Origin of the sequence: Nocardia vulneris, from assembly GCF_001613425.1 — a bacterium.
Classification (GTDB): Bacteria; Actinomycetota; Actinomycetes; order Mycobacteriales; family Mycobacteriaceae; genus Nocardia; species Nocardia vulneris.
In genome coordinates this window covers 1-25,968 of record NZ_BDCI01000023.1, presented here as the reverse complement: position 1 = coordinate 25,968, position 25,968 = coordinate 1, and the positions used below count along the sequence as shown (strand labels likewise).

31 protein-coding genes are annotated in these 25,968 nt (G+C 69.4%); 15 read left to right on the top strand and 16 right to left on the bottom strand.

The genetic code is table 11. The annotated features are described in order from the left end of the window. The first annotated feature begins 2 nt into the window (after positions 1–2). The 4 genes from NVU01S_RS24510 to NVU01S_RS24495 all read left to right on the top strand — a co-directional run bounded on the left by NVU01S_RS24510 (position 3) and on the right by NVU01S_RS24495 (position 4,084). Positions 3–935 carry a metal ABC transporter ATP-binding protein gene (locus NVU01S_RS24510; protein WP_052281004.1) on the top strand — a complete coding sequence of 311 codons (933 nt, stop codon included), beginning with the start codon at positions 3–5 and terminating at the stop codon, positions 933–935. Positions 936–964: 29 nt separating this feature from the next. Then, entirely contained in the window at positions 965–1,801 is an 837-nt protein-coding gene (locus NVU01S_RS24505) for a metal ABC transporter permease (protein WP_373864215.1), read from the top strand. A 246-nt stretch (positions 1,802–2,047) separates the two neighbouring features. Next, positions 2,048–3,226, top strand: a complete 1,179-nt coding sequence (locus NVU01S_RS24500; RefSeq protein ID WP_043676663.1) for an acyl-CoA dehydrogenase family protein — start codon at positions 2,048–2,050, stop codon at positions 3,224–3,226. 48 nt (positions 3,227–3,274) lie between these two features. After that, positions 3,275–4,084, top strand: coding sequence for an enoyl-CoA hydratase/isomerase family protein (locus NVU01S_RS24495; protein ID WP_043676661.1), 810 nt, complete (start codon positions 3,275–3,277; stop codon positions 4,082–4,084). A gap of 3 nt (positions 4,085–4,087) precedes the next feature. Here the strand turns inward: NVU01S_RS24495 and NVU01S_RS24490 are convergent, their stop codons facing one another. The 6 genes from NVU01S_RS24490 to carD all read right to left on the bottom strand — a co-directional run bounded on the left by NVU01S_RS24490 (position 4,088) and on the right by carD (position 8,667). Then, entirely contained in the window at positions 4,088–4,366 is a 279-nt protein-coding gene (locus NVU01S_RS24490) for a DUF4190 domain-containing protein (protein ID WP_014981320.1), read from the bottom strand. Positions 4,367–4,495: 129 nt separating this feature from the next. After that, positions 4,496–5,479, bottom strand: a complete 984-nt coding sequence (rlmB, locus tag NVU01S_RS24485) for a 23S rRNA (guanosine(2251)-2'-O)-methyltransferase RlmB (protein WP_043676659.1) — start codon at positions 5,477–5,479, stop codon at positions 4,496–4,498. Next, positions 5,479–6,909 (bottom strand): cysteine--tRNA ligase, encoded by a 1,431-nt coding sequence (cysS, locus tag NVU01S_RS24480; RefSeq protein WP_043676657.1) that lies wholly within the window; start codon positions 6,907–6,909, stop codon positions 5,479–5,481. Before cysS ends, rlmB begins: the two co-directional genes overlap by 1 nt. A 65-nt stretch (positions 6,910–6,974) precedes the next feature. Beyond that, on the bottom strand, positions 6,975–7,442 hold the full coding sequence (gene ispF, locus NVU01S_RS24475) for a 2-C-methyl-D-erythritol 2,4-cyclodiphosphate synthase (RefSeq protein ID WP_029898869.1): 468 nt from the start codon (positions 7,440–7,442) through the stop codon (positions 6,975–6,977). An 8-nt stretch (positions 7,443–7,450) separates the two neighbouring features. Beyond that, positions 7,451–8,176 carry a 2-C-methyl-D-erythritol 4-phosphate cytidylyltransferase gene (gene ispD / locus NVU01S_RS24470; protein WP_052280997.1) on the bottom strand — a complete coding sequence of 242 codons (726 nt, stop codon included), beginning with the start codon at positions 8,174–8,176 and terminating at the stop codon, positions 7,451–7,453. Between the two features lie 2 nt (positions 8,177–8,178). Further along, a complete protein-coding gene (gene carD / locus NVU01S_RS24465; protein ID WP_011206964.1) occupies positions 8,179–8,667 on the bottom strand; it encodes an RNA polymerase-binding transcription factor CarD in 489 nt (162 codons plus the stop codon). Positions 8,668–9,027: 360 nt separating this feature from the next. Here carD and NVU01S_RS24460 point away from each other — a divergent pair, with 360 nt between their 5' ends. Continuing rightward, a complete protein-coding gene (locus tag NVU01S_RS24460; protein WP_043676655.1) occupies positions 9,028–9,768 on the top strand; it encodes a hypothetical protein in 741 nt (246 codons plus the stop codon). A 140-nt stretch (positions 9,769–9,908) separates the two neighbouring features. Further along, positions 9,909–11,321, top strand: coding sequence for a DNA repair protein RadA (radA, locus tag NVU01S_RS24455; RefSeq protein ID WP_043676653.1), 1,413 nt, complete (start codon positions 9,909–9,911; stop codon positions 11,319–11,321). On the opposite strand, the gene NVU01S_RS24450 is transcribed toward radA, so the two are convergent. Together NVU01S_RS24450 and NVU01S_RS24445 are read right to left on the bottom strand one after the other, a co-directional pair. Continuing rightward, positions 11,318–11,998 carry a hypothetical protein gene (locus NVU01S_RS24450; protein ID WP_043676651.1) on the bottom strand — a complete coding sequence of 227 codons (681 nt, stop codon included), beginning with the start codon at positions 11,996–11,998 and terminating at the stop codon, positions 11,318–11,320. The genes radA and NVU01S_RS24450 overlap by 4 nt on opposite strands. Positions 11,999–12,129: 131 nt before the next feature. Then, positions 12,130–12,753: a carbonic anhydrase gene (locus tag NVU01S_RS24445; protein WP_042254768.1), complete on the bottom strand. Its 624-nt coding sequence runs from the start codon at positions 12,751–12,753 to the stop codon at positions 12,130–12,132. A gap of 90 nt (positions 12,754–12,843) precedes the next feature. On the opposite strand from NVU01S_RS24445, the gene NVU01S_RS24440 reads away from it, so the two are divergent. Next, complete coding sequence (locus tag NVU01S_RS24440; RefSeq protein WP_043676650.1) at positions 12,844–13,734, top strand: HhH-GPD family protein; 891 nt, start codon at positions 12,844–12,846, stop codon at positions 13,732–13,734. A gap of 177 nt (positions 13,735–13,911) precedes the next feature. Here the strand turns inward: NVU01S_RS24440 and NVU01S_RS24435 are convergent, their stop codons facing one another. Then, positions 13,912–14,655 (bottom strand): alpha/beta fold hydrolase, encoded by a 744-nt coding sequence (locus NVU01S_RS24435; protein WP_043676648.1) that lies wholly within the window; start codon positions 14,653–14,655, stop codon positions 13,912–13,914. 73 nt (positions 14,656–14,728) lie between these two features. Here NVU01S_RS24435 and mhuD point away from each other — a divergent pair, with 73 nt between their 5' ends. The 4 genes from mhuD to NVU01S_RS24415 all read left to right on the top strand — a co-directional run bounded on the left by mhuD (position 14,729) and on the right by NVU01S_RS24415 (position 16,858). After that, the gene (gene mhuD / locus NVU01S_RS24430) at positions 14,729–15,043 is read left to right on the top strand and encodes a mycobilin-forming heme oxygenase MhuD (RefSeq protein WP_029898852.1); all 315 of its coding nucleotides are present in this window, start codon (positions 14,729–14,731) and stop codon (positions 15,041–15,043) included. A 275-nt stretch (positions 15,044–15,318) separates the two neighbouring features. After that, entirely contained in the window at positions 15,319–15,513 is a 195-nt protein-coding gene (locus NVU01S_RS24425) for a CbtB domain-containing protein (protein WP_042254749.1), read from the top strand. Beyond that, the gene (locus tag NVU01S_RS24420; protein ID WP_043676646.1) at positions 15,504–16,325 is read left to right on the top strand and encodes a CbtA family protein; all 822 of its coding nucleotides are present in this window, start codon (positions 15,504–15,506) and stop codon (positions 16,323–16,325) included. Before NVU01S_RS24425 ends, NVU01S_RS24420 begins: the two co-directional genes overlap by 10 nt. A 35-nt stretch (positions 16,326–16,360) precedes the next feature. After that, the gene (locus tag NVU01S_RS24415; protein WP_156161775.1) at positions 16,361–16,858 is read left to right on the top strand and encodes a hypothetical protein; all 498 of its coding nucleotides are present in this window, start codon (positions 16,361–16,363) and stop codon (positions 16,856–16,858) included. Between the two features lie 62 nt (positions 16,859–16,920). Here NVU01S_RS24415 and NVU01S_RS24410 read toward each other — a convergent pair whose 3' ends face one another. From NVU01S_RS24410 to NVU01S_RS24400, 3 genes are all read right to left on the bottom strand, one after another. Continuing rightward, on the bottom strand, positions 16,921–17,361 hold the full coding sequence (locus NVU01S_RS24410; RefSeq protein WP_014981304.1) for an OsmC family peroxiredoxin: 441 nt from the start codon (positions 17,359–17,361) through the stop codon (positions 16,921–16,923). Positions 17,362–17,537: 176 nt separating this feature from the next. Further along, entirely contained in the window at positions 17,538–17,858 is a 321-nt protein-coding gene (locus NVU01S_RS24405) for a DMT family transporter (protein WP_043676641.1), read from the bottom strand. A 1-nt stretch (position 17,859) separates the two neighbouring features. Beyond that, positions 17,860–18,507 carry an FMN-dependent NADH-azoreductase gene (locus tag NVU01S_RS24400; protein ID WP_043676639.1) on the bottom strand — a complete coding sequence of 216 codons (648 nt, stop codon included), beginning with the start codon at positions 18,505–18,507 and terminating at the stop codon, positions 17,860–17,862. Positions 18,508–18,641: 134 nt separating this feature from the next. Here NVU01S_RS24400 and NVU01S_RS24395 point away from each other — a divergent pair, with 134 nt between their 5' ends. After that, positions 18,642–19,259, top strand: coding sequence for a TetR/AcrR family transcriptional regulator (locus tag NVU01S_RS24395; protein WP_043676637.1), 618 nt, complete (start codon positions 18,642–18,644; stop codon positions 19,257–19,259). 72 nt (positions 19,260–19,331) lie between these two features. On the opposite strand, the gene NVU01S_RS24390 is transcribed toward NVU01S_RS24395, so the two are convergent. Then, positions 19,332–20,183 (bottom strand): ABC transporter permease subunit, encoded by an 852-nt coding sequence (locus NVU01S_RS24390; protein WP_082032248.1) that lies wholly within the window; start codon positions 20,181–20,183, stop codon positions 19,332–19,334. Further along, entirely contained in the window at positions 20,180–21,073 is an 894-nt protein-coding gene (locus NVU01S_RS24385; RefSeq protein WP_043676761.1) for an ABC transporter ATP-binding protein, read from the bottom strand. The genes NVU01S_RS24390 and NVU01S_RS24385 overlap by 4 nt, the downstream gene beginning before the upstream one ends. Before the next feature lie 162 nt (positions 21,074–21,235). On the opposite strand from NVU01S_RS24385, the gene NVU01S_RS24380 reads away from it, so the two are divergent. Further along, positions 21,236–22,690, top strand: coding sequence for a sensor histidine kinase (locus NVU01S_RS24380; RefSeq protein WP_244467393.1), 1,455 nt, complete (start codon positions 21,236–21,238; stop codon positions 22,688–22,690). After that, positions 22,687–23,349: a response regulator transcription factor gene (locus NVU01S_RS24375; protein ID WP_043676631.1), complete on the top strand. Its 663-nt coding sequence runs from the start codon at positions 22,687–22,689 to the stop codon at positions 23,347–23,349. Before NVU01S_RS24380 ends, NVU01S_RS24375 begins: the two co-directional genes overlap by 4 nt. A 9-nt stretch (positions 23,350–23,358) precedes the next feature. On the opposite strand, the gene NVU01S_RS24370 is transcribed toward NVU01S_RS24375, so the two are convergent. Further along, positions 23,359–24,000, bottom strand: a complete 642-nt coding sequence (locus NVU01S_RS24370) for a vWA domain-containing protein (protein ID WP_081868699.1) — start codon at positions 23,998–24,000, stop codon at positions 23,359–23,361. A 252-nt stretch (positions 24,001–24,252) separates the two neighbouring features. Between NVU01S_RS24370 and NVU01S_RS24365 the strand changes: the two genes are divergently transcribed. Further along, positions 24,253–25,044, top strand: a complete 792-nt coding sequence (locus NVU01S_RS24365) for an LLM class flavin-dependent oxidoreductase (protein ID WP_043676759.1) — start codon at positions 24,253–24,255, stop codon at positions 25,042–25,044. A 54-nt stretch (positions 25,045–25,098) separates the two neighbouring features. Here NVU01S_RS24365 and NVU01S_RS24360 read toward each other — a convergent pair. Next, positions 25,099–25,968 (bottom strand): AAA family ATPase (locus NVU01S_RS24360; protein ID WP_156161774.1); only part of this gene is annotated, 870 nt, incomplete at its 5' end.

The window sequence follows — 25,968 nt, the reverse complement described above, 5'->3', positions numbered from 1 at the left end:
CCATGCACCAGGGAGCCGCGCTGACCGAACACACCGATCCGGCGCGGGCGACCGCGAACGACGTCTCGGCGGTGCGGCTCGACGGCGCCCGCCTGTCCTACGGCGACCGGACGCTCTGGCAGGACCTGGATCTGGCGGTGGCGGCCGGTGAATTCGTCGCCGTCCTCGGCCCGAACGGATCGGGCAAGACCTCGCTGCTGAAGGTCCTGCTCGGCCAGCAGGGACTCAGCGCGGGCACCGCCGCGATCGCGGGCGCGCCGGCGCGCACCGGCAATCCCGATATCGGCTATGTGCCGCAACAGAAGACGATCGACGCCGGGGTGCAGTTGCGCGGGGTCGACCTGGTCGGGCTCGGCGTGGACGGGCACCGCTGGGGTCTCGGGCTCCGCTCGCGCGCCGAGCGCAAGCGCAAGGTCGCCGCCGCGATCGCCGACGTCGGCGCACAGCGGTTCGCGCACGCGCCGCTGGAGACGATGTCCGGCGGCGAACAGCAGCGGCTGCGGGTGGCGCAGGCGCTGGTCGGCGACCCGAAGGTGCTGCTGTGTGACGAGCCGCTGCTCAGCCTGGATCTGGCGAACCAGCGCCTGGTCGCGGAGCTGATCGACAAACGCCGCCGCAGCCACGACACCGCCGTGCTCTTCGTCACCCACGAGATCAATCCCATTCTGCCGCTGGTCGATCGGGTGCTGTACCTGGTGGACGGCAAGTTCCGGATCGGTACGCCGGACGAGGTGATGACCTCGGCGGTACTGTCGGAGCTGTATCAAACGGAGGTGGATGTGCTGCGCGTGCGGGGGCGGCTGGTGGTCGTCGGCACCGGGGACACGATGGACGCGCTCGGCACCGCCGGCGCGCACTGCCACGGCGCGGCCGGTGCCGGTATCGCCTCGGGCACAGTGGTTTCCGACTCGGACGCGACCGGGGTCCGCTCGTGATCGACAAACTGTCCGGCGTCTTGTCGAAGATGTTCGATTTCGGCACCACCGCGAACCTGCTCTCCTACGACTTCGTGCAGCAGGCGGTGCTCGCCGCCGCGCTGCTCGGCTTGCTCTCCGGCGTGATCGGTCCGCTGATCATCAGCAGGCAGATGTCGTTCGCGGTGCACGGCACCAGCGAGCTGTCGCTGACCGGCGCGGCCGCGGCGCTGCTCGCCGGGATCGGCGTCGGGGTCGGCGCCATCGCCGGCTCGGTGGTCGCGGCGGTGCTCTTCGGCTTGCTCGGAACCCGTGCGCGCGAACGCGATTCGGTGATCGCGGTGGTGCTGTCGTTCGGGCTCGGCCTGTCCGTGCTGTTCCTCTGGCTCGGCCCGGACCGTGCCGGATCGAAGTTCTCGCTGCTGACCGGGCAGGTCGTCAGCGTGGGCAACGGCGGCCTCGGCCTGCTGGCCGCCTGCACCGTCGGCGTGCTCGCGGTGCTCGCGATCGTCTACCGCCCTTTGCTTTTCGCCAGTTCGGACCCGGAGGTCGCGGTCGCTCGCGGCGTGCCGGTCCGCGCGTTGTCCATCGTGTTCGCGGTACTGCTGGGCATCACCGCGGCGTTCGGCGTCCAGATCGTCGGCGCACTACTGGTACTCGCGCTCCTGATCACGCCCGCCGCCGCGGCGGCGCAACTGACCGCCGACCCGGTCCGGGCAACGGTGCTGGCCGTGGTCTTCGCCGAACTCGCCGCTGTGGGCGGCATCCTGCTGTCGCTGGCCCCCGGCGTCCCGGTCTCCACCTTCGTCACCACCATCTCGTTCCTGATCTACGTGATCGCCCGAGTGGTCGGTACCCGCCGCCGCGAACTGGCCCGCGTCCGCTGACCTTCCCGCACCCCTTCCGTCTGCTCGCACCCGTTACGGCAGGCCGGAGCGGGTGCGGGAGCGCGGAAAGGGTGCGGCGGTGGAAATATGGCCGGAGATCTCTACGCGTACGTGCCGTGCGGTGCCTAGGTTCGGGTGAGCGCCCGGCAGCCGGCTGCCCGCCCATTGAGGGCGGGTGCCTTCAGTCGCTCTAGCTGGGTTTCGTATGCTCGAACGCACGCACCCCCGAACGATTGGTGACCAACGATGATCGACTTCTCGATTCCCGCCGAGCTCGCCGCCGAACGCGATCGAGTCCGCCGGTTCGTCATCGACAAGATCGTTCCGTTCGAGCGCGATCCGCGCCTGACCGCGCACGGTCCGACCGACGAACTGCGTCAGGAGCTGGTCGAACTCGCGCGGGCCGAGAAGCTGCTCACCGTGCAGGCGCCGGAAGCGCTCGGCGGCCGCGGGCTCAGCCACATCGAGCAGGCGGTCATCTACGAGGCCGCGGGCTGGTCGACCCTCGGCCCGATCGCGATGAACTGCGCGGCGCCCGACGAGGGCAATATGTTTCTGCTGTCCAAGGTCGCGAACCAGGAACAGGTCGAGCGCTACCTGGCGCCGGTGGTCGCCGGACACCAGCGGTCGGTGTTCGCGATGACCGAGCCGGACGGCGCCGGCTCGGACCCGGCGCAGCTGGCCACCACCGCGACGTTCGACGGCGAGAACTTCACCCTCGACGGCCGCAAATGGCTGATCACCGGGGCCAACGGCGCCAAGACGTGGATCATCATGGCCCGGCTCGCCGAGAACCCGCACCTGCCCGCGGGACCGACCCTGTTCCTCACCGACGGCGATCAGCCGGGCATCGTCATCGAACGCACCATGAACACGATGGACCGCAACTACGTCGCCGGGCACGGCGTGGTCCGCTTCGACAACCTCACGCTGCCGAAATCGGCGCTACTCGGCGAGGCCGGGCAGGCCCTGCGCTACGCCCAGCTGCGGCTGGCCCCGGCCCGGCTCACGCACTGCATGCGCTGGCTGGGCGCGGCCGAACGCGCGCAGAGCATCGCGGTGGAGCACGCGCGCACCCGGACCGCGTTCGGCAAGCCGATCGGCGAGCACGAAGGGGTGTCGTTCATGTTGGCGGACAACGAGGTCGCGCTGCACCAGTGCCGGCTCACCATCTGGCACGCCTGCTGGCTGATGGATCAGGGCGAGAAGGCGCGGCACGAGAGCTCGATCGCCAAATCGTTCGTCTCCGAGGAACTCTTCAAGGTCGCCGACCGGTGCGTGCAGGTCCTGGGCGGGATCGGCATCAGCGACGAGACCGTGGTCGAGATGATCTTCCGGGACATCCGTGCCTTCCGGCTCTACGACGGCCCGACCGAAGTCCACAAATACGCCATCGGTCGCAAGGTGCTGCGCACGGTCCAGTAGCCGGGAATCGACCTGCTCGCCAAATTGAACAGAGCTAACATCGCTGGCATGAGTTCGGAATTGCTCGTCGATGTCTCCGGCGGCATCGCCGTGCTCACGCTCAACAGACCCGCTCAGCAGAACGCCTGCACGCCCGCGATGGCCGACGAACTGAGCGCCGCACTACAGCGCTGCGACGCCGAGGACGCCATTCGCGCCGTCGTGATCACCGGCACCCCGCCCGCGTTCTGCGCGGGCGCGGACCTGTCCAGTCGCGTCGGCGACGTGAGCGCGACCATCGACCCACCGCCGTGGCGGGTTCGCAAACCGGTGATCGCCGCGGTGAACGGCCACGCGGTCGGCCTCGGCCTGGCCCTCGCGCTGCAATGCGATCTGCGCTACATGGCCCGCGACGCCGTCTACGGGCTCAACCAGGTGCGGCGCGGGGTGCTCGCGGACGGCTACGCGCACTGGACCCTGCCCCGGTTGATCGGCATGGCGAATGCCGCGGACATCATGCTGACCGGGCGCACCTTCGACGGTGACGAGGCCAAGGCGATGGGCCTGACCAACGCCTGCCTGCCCGGCGGCGAGGTGCTGCCGATGGCGCTGGCCGTCGCGCACGATATCGCGAGCGGGTCCGCGCCGCTGCCGGTGGCGATGTCCAAGCGGCTGCTGTGGGAGGGGCTCGGCATGAGCCCGGCCGTGGTCGGGCAGCTGGAGTCCGACCTCAACCAGCACGTCGGCAAGAGCATCGACGGCGACGAAGCGATGGCCGCGTTCAAGGAACGCCGCCAGCCCAACTGGACCGGCAGCATCAGCACGGAGTGGCCGGCCTGGGACGAGCGGCCGGACCGGGAACGGCCGAGCCTGGACTGAGGCTTAAGCGTTGCCGCCCAGCAGGATCAGCAGGAACAGGATGGCGAAGATGATCATCAGGATGGTGCCGATGATCCCGAGGATGTACCCGACCATCACCTGAACACGACCGCCATACGCGCCGTGCGACTGCTCGATCTGATCCAGTGCGCGCTTGCCCATCGCCCACGCCACCGGGCCGAGCACGCCACAGCAGAACACGCTGGCCGCCCCGAGTGCGAGCACCGCCGTCGCGTTCGGATGCTCGACCGGGTTGCCGATCGGCTGATTGGGTATCACCACGAGCCGAATTCTACGGGGCCGTCCCACAAGTGCGCGGCTATTGCCGGTTGCGGTGCGCCACCGGGTGTTTCGCCGTTACGGGACCCGCCGCCGCCGCGACCCCGCCGATCAGCGGCGCCGCAGGACCGCTCAGGAGCGACGCTGGCGGGCGATCTCGGCGAGCACGACGCCCGCGGCCACCGAGGCGTTGAGCGACTCGACCGGGCCCGCCATCGGGATGCCGAGGATGGCGTCGCAGTTCTCGCGCACCAGCCGGGACAGGCCCTTGCCCTCCGAGCCGACCACGATGACGGTCGGCTCGCGGCCGTCGAAATCGTCGAGGGTGGTGTCGCCGCCCGCGTCGAGACCGACCACCTGGATCCCCTGGGCGGCCCAATCCTTCAGCGTGCGAGTCAGATTCGTGGCCCGGGCGACCGGCAGCCGGGCCGCGGCGCCCGCACTCGTGCGCCAGGCGACCGCGGTGACGCTCGCGCTACGCCGCTGCGGGATCAGCACGCCCTGGCCACCGAACGCGGCGACCGAGCGGATCACCGCGCCGAGATTGCGCGGATCGGAGATGTTGTCCAGCGCGACGAGCAGCGCGGGCTCGGCCGAATTGCGTACCTGGTCCAGCAGATCGTCGGGGTGGCTGTACCGGTACGGCGGCACCTGCAGGGCCATCCCCTGATGCATTCCGTTGGCGCTCAACCGATCCAGATCGGTGCGCGGCACCTCCAGGATGGAGATGCCGGCGTCGGCGGCCAGCTTCACGCTCTCGGTCAGCCGCTCGTCGTTCTCGGTGCCGACGGCCACGTACAGGGCCGCGGCGGGCACGCCCGCACGCAGACATTCGACCACCGGGTTGCGACCGAGCACCATCTCCGGGCCGTCGTCGTTCTTGCGGCCGGCCGGACGACCCGCACCGCCGCCGCGCGGCCCGCCACGACCGGCCGCGGCCGCCTTCGCGGCAGCGGCGGCCCGCTTGGCGGCGGGATGCTTGGTACGCGCCTCGGCGGGCGGGGTCGCGCCGCGACCCTCCAGCCCGCGCCTGCGCTTACCACCGGAGCCGACGACGGCGCCCTTCTTCGTACCGCCCTTGCGGATCGCACCACGGCGCTGCGAATTGCCTGCCATCAGTCGGCCTTTCCAGGTTGTTGCGCGTCCGGCGGCAAGTGCTGCGCAGCGGCAAGGGCCCACTCGGGACCGTTCGGTGTGTCGGTGACCTCGATTCCGGCTGCCTGCAATCGATCGCGGGCGGCGTCGGCACTCGCCCAGTCCTTCGCTGCTCGCGCCTGCTGGCGGCGGTCGAGCTCGGCGCGCACCAGCACGTCCAGCGCGCCGATCGCCGCCGATGAGTCGCGCGGGGTGAACCAGTGCGGATCCAACGGGTCGACACCCAGGATACCGAGCATCGCGCGCAGCTGTCCGGCCAGGTCCCGCGCGCTGTCCACGGCGCCGGACTCCAGCGCCTTGTTGCCCTCGTGCACCACCCGGTGGATCTCGGCCAGCGCCTTCGGCACGGCGAGATCGTCATCGATGGCGGCGGCGAACGCGTCGGTCCACTTGCCGACCGGAATATCGCCCGCGCGATCGGCGGTGCGATGCACGAACGCCTCGATGCGCTGATAGGTCTGGGCCGCGTCGTGCAGCGCCTTGTCCGAGTACTCCAGCATCGAGCGGTAGTGCGCGCTACCGAGATAGAACCGGAGTTCCACGGCGCGCACCTGTTTGAGCACGTTCGGCACCGAGAGCACGTTGCCCAGGGACTTGGACATCTTCTCGCCGCCCAGCGTCACCCAGCCGTTGTGCAGCCAGTAGTTCGCGAATCCGTCGCCGGCCGCCTTGGACTGGGCGATCTCGTTCTCGTGATGCGGGAAGACGAGATCCATTCCGCCGCAATGGATGTCGAATTCGGGGCCGAGATAGAACTCGGCCATCGCGGAGCATTCCAGGTGCCAGCCGGGGCGGCCGGGGCCCCACGGCGAGGGCCAAGTCGGCTCGCCGGGCTTCGCGGCCTTCCACAGGGTGAAGTCGCGCGGGTCACGCTTGCCCTCGCCCGCGCTCTCGCCCTGGTGCACGTCGTCGAGCCGGTGCCCGGAGAGGCTGCCGTACTCGGGGTAGCTCTGCACGTCGAAGTAGACGTTGCCCGCGGAGGCGTACGCGTGCCCGCGCTCGATGAGGCGCTGCATCATGTCGACCATCTGCGTGATGTGGCCGGTGGCCCGCGGTTCCACCGAGGGCGGCAGCACGCCGAGGGTCTCGTAGGCGGTGTCGAAGGCCCGCTCGTAGGTCGCGGCCCATTCCCACCACGGCCGGCCCGCCTCGGCGGCCTTGGTGAGAATCTTGTCCTCGATATCGGTGACATTGCGGATGAACCACACGTCGTAGTCGTGCGCGAGCAGCCAGCGCCGCAGCACGTCGAACGCGACACCGCTGCGCACATGGCCGATGTGCGGCTCGCCCTGCACGGTGGCGCCACACAGGTACACCGAGGCACGGCCAGGGACCAGGGGCGCGAATTCGCGCGTGGTCCGCGTGTCGGTGTCAAAGAGGCGCAATGTCACGGCGTTCGATCCTAGCTGGTAGATAAGCCTGTACACGGACCCGGCTCAGGTCCGCCGGAGCGGGGTCAGCGACAGGCTTGTAGCAGGGCGGTTGCTATCGCGGCAACGCCCTCGCCGCGGCCGGTGAGGCCGAGTCCGTCGGTGGTGGTGCCCGATACCGAGACCGGCGCACCGAGTAGTTCGCCGAGCACCTGCTGGGCCTCGGCTCGACGCGGGCCGATCTTCGGCCGATTGCCGATCACCTGCACGGCCGAGTTGACGATCTCGAAACCGGCTTCGCCGAGCAGCCTGCGCACTTCCTTCAGCATGGCGGCGCCGGAGACGCCCGCCCATTCCGGGCGGCCGGTGCCGAAGACCGCGCCGACATCGCCGAGCCCGGCGGCGGAGAGCAGCGCGTCGCAGAGCGCGTGTGCGGCGACATCACCGTCGGAATGCCCGGCGCAGCCGTCGTCGCCCTCGAAGTGCAGGCCCGCCATCCAGCAGGGGCGGCCCGGTTCGATCGGGTGCACATCACTGCCGATGCCGACCCGCATATCGGCGGTCATCGCGCGACCGCCCGGGGACGTCGCGCACCGTCCAGCACGGCGTGCGCGAGCACCAGATCGAGCGGCGTGGTGATCTTGAAAGCCAGCGGATCGCCGGGGATGGTGCGCACCTGGGTGCCGAGCAGTTCGACCAGCCCGGCGTCGTCGGTGGCTTGCACACCCTCGGACAGATAGGCCGAGCGCAACAGCTCGGCCGCGAAACCCTGCGGCGTCTGGATGGCACGCAGTTGCGCGCGATCGGGGGTCCCGGTGACCGCGCCCGCGGCATCGACCGATTTGATGGTGTCGGCGACCGGCACCGCGGGAACGACGGCGAGATGGCCGGCGCGCAACTCGGCAGCGACCCGGGCGATCAGCTCGGGGGGCGTGAGTGCGCGCGCGGCGTCGTGCACCAGGTAGTAGGCAGCCTCGGGTGCGGCGGCGAGGCCGGCCCGCACCGAATCGATGCGTTCGGCGCCGCCGACGACCACGTGTACCGAATCCGAGGGCGGCAGCAGGGCAACGGCGCTCTCGACGAATTCGGCGGGAACCATAACGATGATCCGGTCGACCGCGCCGGAGGCCAGGAGACCTTCGACGGCGAGCCGGACCATAGGGCTGCCGCCGACCGGGACGAACGCTTTGGGTGTGGCTTCACCCAGGCGGACGCCGCGACCGGCGGCAGGCACCAAAGCAACGACGGTTCCGTCGGTGAGACGAGCACCGTTGTCGAATGTGTTCACGGTCAGGAAGCCGCGGCGAGGACCTCGTCGAGCAGCGTCTCGGCCTTGCCGTCATCGGTGCCCTCGGCAAGCGCGAGTTCACCGACGAGGATTTGACGGGCCTTGGCGAGCATGCGCTTCTCGCCGGCGGACAGCCCGCGATCCTGCTCCCGACGCCACAGGTCACGAACGACCTCGGCCACCTTGTTCACATCGCCGGAGGCGAGCTTCTCCAGGTTGGCCTTGTAGCGGCGGGACCAGTTGGTCGGCTCCTCGGTGTGCGGCGCGCGCAGAACCTGGAAGACTCGATCGAGACCCTCCTGGCCGACGACGTCACGTACGCCGACGTATTCGGCGTTCTCAGCGGGAACCCGAACAGTCAGATCGCCCTGGGCGACCTTCAGGACCAGATACTCTTTTTGTTCACCCTTGATGGTGCGAGTCTCTATAGCTTCGATCAGCGCCGCTCCGTGGTGGGGGTAAACGACGGTGTCTCCGACCTTAAAAATCATGTGTCCCGTGCCCCTTTCGATGTTCACAGTTTAACATGCGACTCGGTAACGGCGCGATCAACCATGCAGGTCAGGGCCACAACGAGGCAACCTCAGGGCTTGACAAGACCCGGTCGGTGTGCATTATGTTGTGCCAGAACGGGTTAACTCCCCGCATTGTGCCCGCACTCAGCCGCGAACACCGCTGGCAGCACGTCCGCAACCGGTCGGCACTCGATCGAGTTGTTACCAACCGCCCGCGAGTCGCGAGCCCCGGGTCCCGCCCCGCCGGACGAACTACTACGCTCCCTAGTTATTACTCTCCCTAGCGGAGTGAGCCCGGTCGACATGGAGGGACAACCCGTGACTGCCCTGAAAGCTGTGACCGCCTTGCAAAAGGTGCGCCGTCGCATGGTGCCGGTTGCCGCACTCGCCGCCGGAGCGGCGATTGCACTGACCGGCTGTAGCGCGGGTCAGATCTCACAGACCGCGGACCAGGTGGCCGCGATCAACGGCAACCACGCGGACATCGGCAAGATCGCGCTGCGCAACGTGCACATCGTGTTCCCCGCGCACGGCTCCGAGTACACCAACGCCAAGGGCGGCAAGGCGCTCATCGCGCTGTCCATCGTCAACAACAGCCCGTCCGTGCCCGACGAGCTGACCAGCATCAGCACCGACCTGGGCACGGTGAAGATCACCCCGGCGGCCGGTCAGTCGACGGTGGCGCTCGCCCCGCAGCAGACCGTGGTCGCGGCCGCGGCCGCGCCGAGCGCGCACGGCGCACCGGCCGGTGATACGCACGCGGCGCCCGCCACGGCCAAGCCGACCACCTCGAGCGCGCCGAGCAGCACCCCCGCGCCCGCGGACGCGCACGGCACCGGCGAGCACGCGACCGAGCCCGCCGTCTCCGACGATCCGGCGGCCAAGCCGATCCTGATCGAGATCACCAACCTGAGCAAGGACATCGGTCCGGGTCTCACCTACACCGTCACGTTCAACTTCAAGCAGAACGGGACCGTGCAGGTGCAGGTGCCGGTGGACGCGGGCGTCGTGACCGAGCGGCACGAATCGGACAAGTCCGGCCCGGCCGAGGCCGAGCACAAGGGCGGCGGGCACTAAAAAGCCGTCCAGACCCCCTGACGAAACGGCTGTCGCACGCAACGGTGCGGCAGCCGTTCGCATTCCGCGGCAGCGGCCACGGCACGGCTCCCCCGGCGTCGGCTGCCGCCGTTGTCGGAGGCGATCCGTAAGGTGCGCATGTGGCCAAGACCAAGTCGATCTTCCGGTGCTCCGCCTGCACGCACGAGGTCGCCAAGTGGGTGGGCAAATGCCCCGACTGCGGCGCCTGGGGCACGATCGACGAGGTGGCCCTCGCGGCGACCGGCGCGGGCGCGCCCGCCCGGCGGGCGATGCTGCCGAGTACCGCCGCCGCCCCCATCTCCAGCATCGATTCGCAGATCACCAAGGCTCGTCCGACCGGCGTGAGCGAGCTCGACCGGGTGCTCGGCGGCGGCGTGGTGCCGGGCTCGGTGGTGCTGCTGTCCGGCGAACCGGGGGTCGGCAAGTCGACGCTGCTGCTCGAGGTCGCGCACCGCTGGGCCCGCCAACACGACGCGCGCTCGCTGTACGTCACCGCGGAGGAGTCGGCGGGCCAGGTCCGCCTGCGCGCCGACCGCACCGGTGCGGTGCACGAAAGGGTCTATCTCGCAGCGGAATCCGACCTCTCCGTGCTGCTCGGCCACGTGGAACAGGTGCGCCCCACGCTGCTCGTGGTCGACTCGGTGCAGACCATGCTCGCGCCGGAGGTGGACGGCGTGATCGGCGGTGTCACCCAGGTCCGCGCGGTCACCGCGGCGCTGACCTCGCTGGCCAAGGCCAGCGGCATCACCGTGCTGCTGGTCGGACACGTCACCAAGGACGGCAATGTCGCGGGCCCGCGCACGCTGGAACACCTTGTCGACGTGGTGTTGCAGTTCGAGGGCGACAAGAACTCGACGCTGCGCATGGTGCGCGGCATCAAGAACCGCTTCGGCAGCGCCGACGAGGTCGGTTGTTTCGAATTGCACGAGGATGGCATCGCCTGTGTCGACGATCCGTCCGGCCTGTTCCTGCACCACCGCACCGATTCGGTGCCGGGCACCGCGGTGACGGTGGCGATGGACGGCAAACGGCCCTTGGTCGCGGAGGTGCAGGGCCTCACCGTGGAGACCGAGATCCCGAATCCGCGGCGCGCCGTGAGCGGCCTCGACTACAACCGGGTCGCCATGGTGCTCGCCGTGCTACAGAGCCGCGGCAAGGTGTTCATCGGCAAGTCCGACGTCTACGCGGCCACCGTCGGCGGCATGCGGCTGCTGGAGCCCGCCGCCGATCTGGCCATCACGCTGGCCATCGCGAGCGCCAATTCCGAGGTCGCGATTCCGGCGGGCTGGGTGATCCTCGGCGAGGTCGGCCTGGCCGGTGAGGTGCGCAAGGTGACGGGGCTGGAACGCAGGCTGGCCGAGGCGGAGCGCCTCGGTTTCACCACCGCCCTGGTGCCGCCCGGCTACGCACCGCTGAAACGGGGCGGCATGAAGATCCACGAGGTCGCCGACGTGCGCGCGGCCATCCGGATCACCGGCACCCGCAAGAAGCGGGAGAAGCCGGAGCCGAAGGAGACCGCCCCCGACTTCTAAGCGGGCGTCAGGTTGAACGGCTCGGGCGAGCTGTGCAGCGACCCGAACTGGGCCACCACCTGGTAGGCGCCCGCCGGAACCGGCACCCGCTCGCCGACGCAACCCTGCTGCGAGGTCGTGCCGGACCAGCGCACCGTGAACAGCGCCTGCTCACCGGGCTTGAGGTTGCGCGCGTTCGACTCGTCGACCGGGGAACAGTCCGAACTGGTCCAGAACCGGCGCTGGCCGTCCAGGGACAGCACCGACGCCTGGATCTGCGCCGAGTTCATGTCCCGCTGGCACTGCGTGCTGGAGATGTTGGTGATGACCATGCGGAAGTTCGGCTGCTCGCCGACCCGATACGTCGGCTGGTCCACACTGATCTTGATCGCCAGCGACTGGTCGGGGCACTGACCCGCGGCAGGTTCGTTCGACGCGGGCGCCGCGCTGGTCGAGGGCGGCGCGCTGGATTCGGCGCTGCCGGACGGTTTCGGCGTCGAGGGGTCGGCGGATTTGCTCGGCACCGAGGTGGACGAGCCGGCCGCGACCGGCTTCGAGTCACCGGGCGAGTCGCCGCCGCGCGACACCGTGAGCACCAGCCAGATCACCAGCGCCAACGCCACGACCAAGGCGCCGATCGCCAATGCGCGACGACGCCAATAGATCTCCGGTGGCAGCGGTCCATTCGGTTCCAGCACGCCTCAACGGTAAGGGCACGGTCGGGTGCAACGACTCAGGGCCGCGGCGTGTCGGCCCGGACCCGGCCAGAGTGCCGGGGGAATTCCGGGCCGCACGCTGCGGCGACGTGGGTCGGGACGGCGGCTGCGGGTTAAGCGAGTTCGCCGATGTTGCCGACGACGCGGTGCAGTTTCACCTTGCCCTCGGCGAGTTTGTATGTGACACAGGCGATCGCGAGTTCGCCGGTCGCGATGCGCTGGGAGATGATCATCGACCGCTGCATGAGCAGCTTGCTGGTTTCCACCACGTGCCTGGCCTCCATCTCGTCGACGGTGGACAGGCCTTCGCGGCGGCCGACCAGAATCGACGGCGTGACCCGCTCGACGACGCTGCGGATGAACCCGCCGGGCACCTCACCGCCGTCGAGTGCGTCGATGGTGGCCTTCACCGCCCCGCAACTGTCGTGCCCGAGGACCACGATCAGCGGCACGTCCAGGACCTGGACGCCGTACTCGATCGAACCGAGCACGGAACTGTCGACCACATGGCCCGCGGTGCGCACCACGAACATGTCGCCGAGTCCCTGGTCGAAGATCAGTTCGGCGGCGACCCGGGAGTCACCGCAGCCGAACAGGATCGCGGACGGGTGCTGGCCGCTGACGAGCTTGGCTCGGTCGGCCGCCCCCTGACTAGGATGCAGCAGCGTGCCGGTGACGAAGCGATCGTTGCCTTCTCGCAAAGACTTCCAGGCACTGATCGGATTTGAATCAGGCATACCGACCATTGTGCACAACGCTTGTGTTACCAGCGAGTTCGATTGGTTACAGGTCGGCTAACACCGCCCAGCGACAGTGAGACAGGAATCGTGAGGAAAGCCCCGAACAGTATCGATGCGGACGTGTTGCTGGACTGGTACCAGGAAACCGCGCGGGATCTGCCGTGGCGCCGGGCGGGCGTCACCGCCTGGCAGATCCTGATGAGCGAGATCATGTTGCAGCAGACCCCCGTGGTCCGGGTCGAGCCGATCTGGCGGGAATGGGTGGCACGCTGGCCGGTCCCGTCGGCGATGGCGGCGTCCTCGCAGGCCGAGGTGTTGCGCGCGTGGGGCAAGCTCGGCTACCCCCGGCGCGCGCTGCGGTTGCACGAGTGCGCGCGGGTGCTCGCCGCCGAACACGGTGACGTGGTCCCCACCGATGTCGAGGTGCTGCTGGGGCTGCCCGGCATCGGCGCCTACACCGCCCGGGCGGTCGCGTGCTTCGCCTACGGGCAGCGGGTTCCGGTGGTGGACACCAATGTCCGGCGGGTGGTCGCCCGGGCCGTGCACGGTCGCGCCGAAGCGGGCAACCCCTCCTCGCGCGATCTGCCCGAGACCGAGGCCCTGCTGCCGCAGCAGATCGACCGGGCGGCGGTGTTCTCGGCGGCGCTGATGGAACTCGGGGCCGTGGTGTGCACCGCCCGTACCCCGGATTGCGCCCGCTGCCCACTGCCTGCCTGCGCCTGGGTGAGTGCGGGCCGCCCGGTCTCCGAGGTGGTCCGGCGCACGCAGAAATACGAAGGCACCGATCGCCAGGCCCGCGGTCGCCTGCTCGACGTCCTGCGCGATGCCACCGGGCCGGTGGAACAGGTCCGGCTGGATCTGGCCTGGCCGCGCGATCCGGGCCAGCGCGCCCGCGCCCTGGACTCGCTGCTCGTCGACGGTCTCGTCGAGCAGACCGCCGACGGGCTGTTCGCACTGGCGGGCGAGGGCGGCGCCTGAGCCGCACAACGCCGGTCCGGCGGCACGCCCTCCGGCCACAGGCGACTTCCTGAACCGCACCCCCGCTGAGCCGACGCACGCCCTCCGGCCGCGGGCGACTTCCTGAGCCGCACCCCGCTGACCCGACGCACTCTCTCCGGCAACGAGAGCGGGTGCAGGAAGGCGGCACAGGTGCGGCTACCCGAGCACGCGGCGCAAGAAGCGCTCGACCTCGGCGCGGTAGGCGGCGGGTTGGTCGTCGTGCACGAGATGTGCTGCGCCCGAGACGATCACGTGCCGCGCGTCGGGATGGGTGGCGGCCATCCGCGCCATCTGACCGGGCGGGGTGATGGTGTGCTCGCCCTCCAGCAGCAGCGCGGGCACGCGCAGGGCCTGCCACTGTGACCAGAAGTCGCGAGTCCCCCATTCCTCCGAAATATCGCGGAACGTCTCGACCGAACCGTGTAACCGGTAGCCGTCCGGGCCGTGTTCGAAGGAGTTCAGGAAGTACCGCCCGGCCACCGGCCCGAAGAACGCGAGCACGGCGTCCTCGTCCGGGAACGGCTGCGGCCAGGCCTCGATCATGGCGGCCCAGCCCGCGGCGGTCCGGCCGGTGAAATCCGGTGCGATGTCCTCCACCACCAGCGCGCGCACCCGTTCCGGATGGGTCGCGGCGAACACCCACCCGTGCAGCGCCCCCATCGAATGCCCGATCACCACCATCGGTTCGGTGATGCCGGCGGTCGCCGCGGCCAGATCGGCGACGAACGCCTCGGTGGTCAGCTCGGCCGGGGCCGGCCTGCCGTGGCCCGCGGCGTCGAAGGTGAACACATGGCCGTGGCCGCGCAGCCAGTCCAGTTGGTCGCGCCAGGTCCGGGCACTGCCCATCAACCCGTGCAACAGCAGAATCGGGACGCCCGCGCCACCTTCGTCGTGCAACACGCTCCAGATTGTGCCGTGCGGCCCCGAGCGGGCTCATCCCCGCTCCGCCCGCGCGGGTCGTATTGTCGAGGCCATGGCTGTTGTGAAGATCAACGCGATCGAGGTTCCCGAGGGCGCGGGCCCCGAGTTGGAGAAGCGCTTCGCCCACCGCGCGCACGCGGTCGAGGGCTCGCCGGGCTTCCTCGGCTTCCAGCTGCTGCGGCCGGTGGCCGGGGAGAACCGGTACTTCGTTGTCACCCAGTGGGATTCGGAGGAGTCCTTCGCGGCGTGGCGGGATGGGCCCGCCCGCGAGGCGCACGCCGGCGAGCGCCAGAAGCCGGTCTCCACCGGTGCGTCGCTGCTGGAATTCGAGGTCGTGCTCGACGTCGCGGGCAAACCCGCCATCTGAGCGCGGCCCAGCGACTCGCCCGAGGCCGGGGCGCGGTCGTCGCTGGTCGTGTTGACGGCGGCCGCCTCCAGGTGTCACAGTTCGAATGACAAAACGCGAGGGTGATGCGGTAATTCCGGTGTGATTCCGGAGCGGTCGCGCCACTGTGTTCCATGCACCGGGTCATCGGGTGCCGGAAAGCCAGACACCGGCACCTTCGCGCCGACCACTCGACGGGACGCGGAAAAGCGCAGGCGGACACTGTCCGATCCGGCGCATCCCCAAGGAGGACTCGCATGGCTATCGCGCATTCGCCGAGCCGGGCAAACGATTCACTGGCCACTGTGCTCGTCACAGTCGGTGTCGTTCTTCTCGCACTGCTCACGCTCTACCTGGTCGGTTTCGATCAAGGTGTCATCTCGCGCAGCGGGATGTATCTGCACGAGCTGATGCACGATGGACGCCACCTGCTGGGGCTTCCGTGCCACTGAACTCCCACGCTGCTCCTCCTCTCACCGGTTCCCTGAAAACCCTGCTGTTGCGTGGCCTGCTGGCCGGTCTCCTCGCCGGTCTGCTCGCCGCGACGGTGGGTTACTTCGTCGGTGAACCGAAGGTCGAGGCGGCCATCGCCATCGAGGAGTCCGCTGCCGCGCCGCCCGCCGAGCACGCGCACGGCGCCGAACCGGAAGCCACCGGCGGACATTCGCACGGCGACGAGGAAGAACCACTGGTCAGCCGCACCGGGCAGAAGGCGGGCCAGTTCCTGGCGCTCGGCCTGGCCGGACTCGCGCTCGGCGCGATCTTCGCCTCGGTGGCGCACTTCGCGCGGCGCTACACCACCCTCGGCGGGCCTGCGCTCGCGCTCGGCCTCGGGCTCGGCGGCTGGGCCGCGATCGTCGCGGTGCCGTTTTTCAAGTATCCGGCGAATCCGCCCGCGGTCGGTGATCCGGACACGATCAACGAACGCACCCTGCTGTGGGTGGCCGCCGTGGCGCTCGGCTTCGTCGCCGTCGGCGCGGCCGTCTACGCCTTCAAATTGCTGCGGGCGCAGCCGGGCACGCTGCGGCTGATCGGCGGACTCGCCGTCTTCGTGCTGATCACCGCGCTGGGCTACATCCTGTTGCCCGGTATCGATGAGGTGAAGGCGGACTTCCCGGCCAGTCTGCTGTGGCAGTTCCGGGTGGCCTCGCTCGCCGAGACGGCAACGCTGTGGGTCTGCCTGGCCCTCGGCTTCGCCGCGCTCACCGAATTCGCCTCGCGCACTGATACTCCGGTACGAGAGCCGGTCGCTACCGCGGGCTGATCCGCAGCGGGAAATCGCAGGGCAGTGTCGGTGTCATGACCGGCACTGCCTTTTCCGTTTGGCCAGCACACCTGCGTTCGGCTGCTCCCGCCGCACCGCCGCGCCCCGTGCGCGTCGCCTTCGTCGGCCTCGTCATCGCACTGCTCGCGGGGGTCGGCGAGGGAATCCTGCGCGCCGCACTGATTGTGGAGCGGAACGAGGCCGATGTCGCGGGCGTCACGTCCGGGCTGGCGGTGCGCCTGGCGATCTATTTCGTCGTGCTCCTGGTCGCCATCCGGATGTCGGCCGGTGCCCGCTGGGCCCGGCTGGTGCTGACCTTCGGCATCGGCGTGGTCGGCTTGGCCTCGCTGATCATCGAACCGCTCGCGGCACTGCTGTCGGCGGACCGGTTCGGCGATCTCTTCGACCACGTCGGCGCCGAGTCGGTGGTGATCGGACTGCTCCGCGCGATCCACGTGCTGGCGGTCCTGGTCGCCATCCCGGCGATGTATCACCCGGCCGCCCGCCGCTACTTCGCCCGCTCCGGCGCATAACCGTTGGGACAGCACCCGACTGCCCCGGTTCGGCCACTCCGAACCGGGGCAGTCGTGCGATCTCAGGCCAGGGCGGCGTCGAGGGTGATGTGGTCGACGCCCGCCAGCGCCTTGCTCACCGGGCAGCCCGCCTTGGCGGCCTCGGCCGCGGCGGCGAACGCGTCGGCGTCGATACCGGAGACCTTGCCGCGGACGGTCAGCTTGATGCCGCTGATCCGGAAGCCGCCGGCCGGGTCGGGGCCGAGGGTGACGTCGGCGGAGACGTCCAGGCTCTCCGGGGTGCCGCCCGCATTGCCGATCTGGGCCGACAGCGCCATCGCGTAGCAGGACGAGTGCGCCGCCGCGATGAGCTCCTCCGGGCTGGTGGTGCCGTCGGCCTCCTCGGCGGAGCGCTTCGGGAACGACACGTCGTACTTGCCGACGCCCGAGCTGGTCAGCTCGACCTGCCCCGAGCCTTCCTGCAGAGAGCCGGTCCAGGCAGTACGCGCGCTACGTGTAGGCATCACGGTCCTTTCGGTGAATTCTGATCGATTCCGATGCGGCACCGAGCCTAGCCAGTCCGCCGCGCCACGTCTTCAGGTCCGACTCGAGTGCCACGGGCGCAGGGCCGAGGAATTGCGGTGCCGTGGGGAATATGCCGAGACCTCACCAAATCGGTTGCGGCACCGCCGCATTGACCTCACTCCGGGTTGGTGATCCGGGCCAGGACGATCCCGCCGATGATCATCGACAGCGCCAGGGCGCGGCCCGCACTGAACGGGTCCTTGTGCACCACGACGCCCAGCCCGATGGCACCGACCGCGCCGATACCGGTGAACACGGCGTACGCGGTGCCGACCGGCAGCGTCTGCATGGCGCGCGAGAGCAGGTAGACGGCGGTCGCGCCGAGCACGAAGCAGAGCACGGTCGGCACCAGGCGGGTGAAGTTCTCCGTCGGTTTGATGCTCTGCGACCAGACGATCTCGACCAGTCCGGCCAGACCGAGGACGACCCAGTTCATCTCAGTACTCCTTTGCCAGATCACGCGCCGCCTCGAGCGCCCGGGCATAGGACTGCTCGTGCTTGTCGCGCAGGTGGGCCAGCGCCGGATCCTGGCGCGCGTTGGCCAGTTCGGCGTTGACGAAAACCGTGTCGTGCACGGCGAAATGGCCCGCGAAGAAGTCGCGCAGGAAGCGCTCCTGATAGTCGTAGGCGGCTTTGGGCGCGCCCGGCACGTAGCTGCCGCCGCGCGCGGTGGTCACCACGAAACGGCGGTGGCCCAACGACATTCGCGGGAAGGTCACCTGGTCCAGCCAGGCCTTGAGCGAAGCGGGAATCGAGTAGTTGTACATCGGGGTGCCGATCAGGATCACGTCCGCCGCGAGCACCTCGGCCAGCAGCGGCCGCACGATCTCCCATGCGGCGGCCTGTGCGGGCGAGCGCACCAGATCGCCCAGGGCATAGAGATCGGTGCTTTCCTGCCGCAGCACCAGATCGCACAGTTCGGTCCAGGCCTCATCGATGAACGGGATCGGCTCGGCCGCCAGATCCCGGTAGCGGTACTCGCCGTGCGGGTGCTGCGCCTGCCATGCGGCGGCGAACGCGGCGCTGACTTCCCGGCTGATCGAACGGGTGCGTGCGCTCGCATCCAGGTGCAACAAGCTGCTCATTTTCGAACCTCACTCGGTGCTCTCGGCACCAGTCGGAACCTAAGTGGACGCCGTGTCCATTTGATGTCGAGATCGACTGTAAGCCAAACTGGACATGTTGTCCACTTTTTCGGAAATCGAGTACAGTCGGCAGCATGACCAGCCATCCGGACCTGCTCAGCGGGCAAGCGGCCGCCCCCTCCGCCGCGCCACCCGAGCGCGCGGACGCCGCCCGCAATCGGGCCAAGGTGCTCGCCGCGGCGGCGGAGCTGTTCGCCACGCGCGACCCGCGCACGGTGACCATGGACGACATCGCGAAGGCGGCCGGCGTCGGCCGGGGCACGCTGTATCGGCGCTACCCGGACCGGAATTCGATCGCGGTCGCCCTGCTCGACGAGCACGAACGGGCGTTGCAGGAGCAGCTGATCGGGGGAGCGCCGCCGCTGGGGCCGGGGGCGCCGCCCGCCGAACGGCTGGCCGCGTTCTACGCCGCGATGGTCGAACTGCTGGACGCGCACGCGGATCTCGCGCTCGGCGCGGAGACCGGTGGGGCGCGCTACGCGACCGGGGCGTATGGGTTCTGGTCCGCACATGTGCGAGCCCTGTTGCGGGAGGCCGGGATTCGGGAACCCGACGCCCTGGTCGATCCGCTGCTGGCGCCGCTGGCGGCCGAGGTGTTCCAGCAGCAGCGTGCGCGCGGTCTCAGTTCCGCGCGGATCGCGCAAGCGCTGTCCCGGCTCGCGCACGCCGTGCTGCGCACCGCGGGCGACTGAGCGGTACCGCCACAACGCGACACGACGAAAGCCGTTGGCGGGCAGTCCGCCAACGGCTTTCGACTCGGACGGTCACACCAGGTCGCGCCTGCGCATCGAATACACCGTCCCCGCCACGAACAGCGCGATATAGATCGCCAGCACGATCAGCGCTTCGGTGCGGGACAGGATGTCGAGCACGCCGGGCGTCCCGGCCCCGACCGTCCGCATCGCGCCGGCCAGCGACCCCGCGGCGGTCCCGGGCAGGTGATCGGTGAGCACCGCGATCGGTGCGAAGATGCCTGCCACCCCGCGAAGCAGGTTCTCCACCACCAGTACCCACACCAGCCCGAGACCGACCGCGAGCGCGGGTCCGCGCGCGAGGGCCCCGATCAACGCGCCCGCCAGCGTCCACATCCCGAGAATCACGACACCGGTGAGCACCCCGAGCGCCGACTGCCGCAGCGAGGGCAGCGCGAGCGACTGCCCCTGGGCCGCACCGATCAGCGACGCCACCCCGATGTCCACCACGAACGCGGTGAGCACCAGTGCGAGCACCACCACCAGCAGGCTCACCAGCACGCCGCCCACCACGTTGATCCGCGACGGCCCCTGGGTGAAGCCGGTTTTCCAAGTGCCCCAGCCATATCCGCTGCCGGTGGTCAGCGCGCCGAGCACCAGCATCAGCGCACCACCGAACATCGCCATGCCCTGGGTGAAGACGCCGGGCACCGCGGCGGGCAGCATCTGTTGCAGCAGTATGTCTCTCGGCAGTCCGTTCGACATCCGGCCGGACTCGCCCGAGGTATAGGCCAGGTAGTTGAACAGGTACGAGAACGTCAGATTCAGCAGGATCCACGTGCCGAGGATGATCCAGAACGCGGGCCACTTCCGCAGCCGCAGTGCCTCGGCCCGCGTGCTCGCAATCAAGTCTTTCATCGTCATTGTCCGCTCGTCATCTCGAAAAACACTTCCTCCAGCGACTTTTCGTCGCGTCGCAGTTCCAGCAGGTCGGCGCCCGCGTCGATCACCGCACGCGCCACCGCGGGCGCGGTGCCGTCGACGCCCTCGATCCGGATGCCGCTCGCGGTGAGGATCGCGCCCCGCTCGCCGACCACGCCGCGCACGGCCGGGAACGCCACCTCCATCGGCTCGGCGCGCAGCAGAAGCGATGCGGCGCCGCGCAATTCGGCGACGGTGGATTCGGCGAGCAGCTTGCCGTGCGAGATCACCCCGACCCGATCGCAGATCTCCTGCACCTCGCTGAGCATGTGACTCGACAGCAGCACGGTGTGCCCGTCACCGGCCAGCGCGGTGATCAGTTCCCGCATCTCGGCCATGCCCTGCGGGTCGAGGCCGTTCGTCGGCTCGTCCAGGATCAGCAGATCCGGCCGGCCGAGCAGGGCGGCGCCGACGCCGAGTCGCTGCTTCATGCCGAGCGAGTACGTGCGGAACTTGTCGTCCGCGCGGTCGGCCAGTCCGACCCGGTCCAGCGCGTCCTCGAGATCGTCGCGGCCCAGACCGCGGTATTTCGCCAGCACCCGCAGGTTGTCCCGGCCGGAGAGATACGGGAAGAAGCCGGGCCCCTCGATGAGCACACCGATTCGGCGCACCACCGCCGGCGCACCGGGTGCGTGCCCGGCCACGGTCGCGGTGCCCGCGCTCGGCCGGATCAGCCCGACCAGCATGCGCAGCGTGGTCGTCTTGCCCGCGCCGTTCGGCCCGAGGAACCCGTAGATCTCGCCGGCCGCCACGCGCATGTGCACGTCGTCGACGGCGATATGGTCGCCGTAGCGTTTGGTCAGCCCGTCGGTGACCACGATCGAATCGTTCATGCCACTGAGCATTCGCCGTACCCCCGGCCCGGCACATCCGTCCCGCGGCGACGTTGCGGGTACGTAAGCCGCACTACGCTGCTGCCTTACCTGAGCAATACGTAGCGAGGCGGACGCCGTTCGGCCGACGAGCCGAATAGGCTGCTGCGGGTGAGGACAAGCATGACGAGTCGAGGCTCACTGGGCTGGGATTGGGGTGTGGCGCTCGTCGTCGCCGCGCTCCAGATCGTCGGCGGCACGTTCGCGAACATGAGAATCGGCGAGAATTCGCTCGGTGTAATCGGTTACGCGCTACTACTCGCCGGACCCGTCGCGCTGATCTGGCGGCGTGCCCACCCGGTGCCGGTGCTGCTGATCGCGCTCGGCGCGTGCATCGCCTATCTGTCGCTCGGGTACGGCTACGGGCCGATCTTCCTGTCACTGATCATCGCGTTCCTCACCGCAGGCAGCATCGGATCACGCTGGTGGACCTACCCCTTGGTGCCGCTCGGCTATCTGGTGCTGGTCTGGCCGGTGCCGGAACTGTTCGGGCGGGGCGCCAACGTCTGGCAGATCTTCGCGCTGATGGCGTGGCTGGTCGTGCTGCTGTGCGCGGTCGAGGGAATCCGCCAGCGCAATGCCGTCCTGATCGCGCGCCGCCAACGTGCCGAGGCCGCGCGACGCGACGAGGAGGCGCAGCGGGAGCGGCGAGCCAGCGAGGAGCGGCTCGCGATCGCCCGTGAGTTGCACGACGTACTGGCGCACAGTCTTTCGCTGATCAATGTGCAATCGTCGGTCGCGCTGGAGCTGTTCGACAAGAAGCCGGAACAGGCCGCGACCGCGCTCGACGCGATCAAGACGGCGAGCAGGGACGCACTGGCCGAAGTGCACACGCTGCTGCACTCGATTCGTTCCGGCGGTCCGGTCGCAGGCGAATCCGACACCGAGGCAGCCGAATTCACGCAAGAGCCGCCCGCGCCGAATCGGCGGCGGCCGGGCCGCGGCTGGACCACCCGCAATTCCGGTGGCGCCGGCCGGGTTCCGGCCGAGGAGCACGAATCCGGTGGTGCGAGCAGGGAATCGGAGCCGGACGCGCCGCGGCCCGCGGCACCGCGCGCTCCGGCACCGAGCATCGGCGACCTGGACGCGCTGCTGCAACGGGCGCGCGCGGCGGGCCTCGCGGTGGACACCAAGATCATCGGAACGCCGCAGCAACTGCCCAGCGTGATCGATGTGGCGGGCGCGCGGATCATCCAGGAGTCGCTGACGAACGTGGTGCGCCACGCGCCGGGCGCACAGGCCTCGGTGACCGTGCGCTACGCGGCGCAATCGGTCGACATCACCGTCGACAATTCCCGGCCCGCCGCGGCCACGCCGAAATCCGGCCCGGGCGGCGGCAACGGCATCCTCGGCATGCGTGAGCGCACCCACGCGCTCGGCGGCGCGCTCACCGCGGGCCCCCGCCCGAGCGGCGGCTTCCGCGTCGCGGCCCGCCTGCCCTTGCAACCGATGGAACCGAGCGAGCGCAAGCCGCCCACCCCCCGCCCGGACGACACCGCGCGCCCCGACAACGTCCGCCCGATCCGCCCCGGCGACCGCACCGCCGGTCAATCGAGCGCAGGCGAGGTACGCCCATGAGCATTCGGGTTGTGGTGGCCGACGATCAGGCGCTGGTGCGGGGCGGGTTCGTGGCGTTGCTGGCCGCGCAGGACGGGATCGAGGTGGTGGGCGAAGCGGACAACGGGGAACAGGCGGTGCGGATGACCCGCAGTCTGACGCCCGACGTGGTGCTGATGGATATCCGGATGCCGATTCTGGACGGTCTCGCCGCGACCCGCATGATCGCCGAGGATCCCCAGCTCGCCGCGGTACGGGTGGTGGTGCTGACCACCTTCGAGCTGGACGAGTACGTGTTCGAGGCGATGCGCGCCGGCGCGACCGGCTTCCTGGTGAAACACACCGAGCCGGCCGACCTGGTCCGGGCGGTGCGGGTGGTGGCGGCCGGGGACGCGCTGCTCTCCCCCGGCGTCACCCGGCGGTTGATCGCCGAATTCTCCGCGCACGCGAAAACCCCGCCGCCCGCGACACTGTCCGAACTCACCGAGCGCGAGCGCGAGGTGATGGTGCTGGTCGCGGAGGGCCTCACCAACGCCGAGATCGGCGAACGGCTGTTCATGAGCCCCGCCACCGCGCGCACGCACGTCAGCCGGATCCTGATGAAACTCGGTGCCCGCGACCGCACCCAACTGGTGGTCATGGCCTACGAGTCCGGCCTGGTGCGGCCGGGCTGGCAGTAGGCCGACCGCTCAGCTGCCCGGGTTCGCCTCCTGCCGTTCGGCGTCGGTGAAGCCGCGCCCCGGCGCGCCCGGCGCGCTCTGCAATCGCGCGGAATAGCGGGACGCGGAGCGGAACACGGCCGAAACACCCTGCGGCGCAGCGGCGTAGGTGATCGAGGAGCCGGGATCGAAGCCCATGCCGGTGCCGATCTCGACCGCGTCCATGTTGGCGCCGAGGAACAGGAACTCCCAGCTGTACACCTCGCGCTGCTGCACGATCAGCGATTTCACCGCCGCGTGCGACCATTCCCGGCTGGAATTCTCGTGACCGTCGGTGAGCACCACCACGATGACCGTGCCCGGCCGTTGCTCCTCCGGACGCTTCGACAACTCGCTGCCGATATCGGTGACCAGCTTGCCGACCGCGTCGTAGAGCGCGGTCATCCCGCGCGGCTGCAACTGCAGCGGCGGGACCTCGGCGAGCGGCTTGTTCGCGTAGAGACATTCGTACTCGGTGTCGAACTGCGCGAGGGTCACCTCGATCGTCTTCGGCACTTCGCGCTGCTGTTCGAGGAACGCGGCGAAACCGCCCTCGGTGTCGGTTTTGATCGACTGCATCGAGCCGGAGCGGTCCAGCAATACGGCGATCAAGGTCAGATCTGGATTTGTCATACGCACCCCCGCGGTCGGTGTCTCGAACCCCCTCCAACGTACGCCGATCCGCTCGTACACCGCGCGAGTCGAAGCGCGGCGGCGTCCGCGAACGGCAATCATCGAGCATCCTCTGCGCCGTGACCCGCCTGGCGCTGCGGCAAACCCGGAGCACTACCCGTAGCGGCCGCGATCGCGTACGCACGCGGACGTATATCGACCGGCGACGCGCGGCCGATGTCACGGTATGGTCTCCTGGCGCAGGCTTGGCGCATGAAATTCGCCATTGTCCTCATCCCGCGCTCCGGCACCGAATGGGTCCGGTCCGTGCAAGCCGCCGAACGCCAGGGCTACGCGACGCTTCTGTTGCCGGACACGCTGAACACCCCGTCGCCGTTTCCTGCCCTGGCCGCGGCGGCCGCCGTCACCAGCACCATCCGGCTGCGCCCGAACGTGCTCGCCGGGCCGTTGCGCAACACCGCCGCTACCGTCCGGGAAACCGCAGCGCTGCAACTACTTTCGGACGGCCGCTTCGAACTCGGCATCGGATCGGGACGGCCCGACGCGAGTGCCGAAGCCGAACAGCTCGGGATGCCTTGGGGATCCGCGGCGGCCCGGCGCGCACAGTTGGCCGATACGGTGGCCGCGGTCCGCGCGGCGGTCGATCCCGCGCCGTCGGTCACCGTGGCCGCCAGTGGCCCCAGGATGCTGGCCGCCGCAGCCGAATTCGCCGATCGGATCCTGCTCGCGGCAGGTCCGCAGGTCACCGAGCCGGAACTCGCCGACATGGTCCGGATCGTCCGCGACCACACCGACCGCTCGATTGCCTTCAGCCATCAGCTGATCGGCATCGGCGACCGGCTGCCCTACTGGACCAGCACCCGCCTCGGCCTCACCACCGACGCGCTGCGCGCGGCGGGCGCGGCGGGCGTCCTCGACGCCGACCCGGCCGCCGCCATCGAGACACTGGCCGCCCGTCGCGAAAAGTACGGCATCGATGAGGTACTCGTCCCCGGTGAGATCGCGGACGCCTTCGCGCCGGTGCTCGCGCACTGGTCGCCCTAACGGAGACGCGAAAAGGCCCGCCTCCCAGGGGAAGGCGGGCCTTTCGTGGAGCTCTTACTCGCCGACGGCCTCCGCGGAACCTTCGGTCGCGCCGGTCAGCACGACCTCGGGCTTGTCCTCGGTCTTGTCGCCCTTGGTCAGCTTCGCCTTACCGGTGAAGGTGAACTTGGCGTCCTCGCCGGAGCCTTCGCCGTCCCAGCCTTCGACGTCGACCACGATGGTCTGGCCGGGGCCGATCTCGCCGAAGAGGATCTTCTCCGAGAGCTGATCCTCGATCTCGCGCTGGATGGTGCGCCGCAGCGGCCGGGCACCGAGCACGGGGTCGAAGCCGCGCTTGGCCAGCAGCGCCTTGCCCTGCGGAGCCAGCTCGATCTCCATGTCCTTGTTCTTCAGTTGCTTGGCGACGCGGCCGATCATCAGGTCCACCATTTGCACGATCTGGTCGGTGGTGAGCTGGTGGAAGACGATGACGTCGTCGATGCGGTTGAGGAACTCGGGGCGGAAGTGTTTCTTGAGTTCGTCGTTGACCTTGAGTTTCATCCGCTCGTAGTTCGAGCCCTCGGCGTTGGACTGGGTGAAGCCCAACCCGACCGCCTTGGAGATATCGGAGGTACCCAGGTTCGAGGTGAAGATCAGCACGGTGTTCTTGAAATCGACCGTGCGACCCTGACCGTCGGTGAGCCGGCCGTCCTCGAGGACCTGCAACAGGGTGTTGTAGATCTCCTGATGCGCCTTTTCGATCTCGTCGAACAACACCACCGAGAACGGCTTACGCCGCACCTTCTCGGTGAGCTGACCACCCTCCTCGTACCCGACATAGCCGGGAGGAGCACCGAACAGCCGAGACGCGGTGAACCGGTCATGGAACTCGCCCATATCGATCTGGATCAACGCGTCGTCGTCACCGAACAAGAAGTTCGCCAA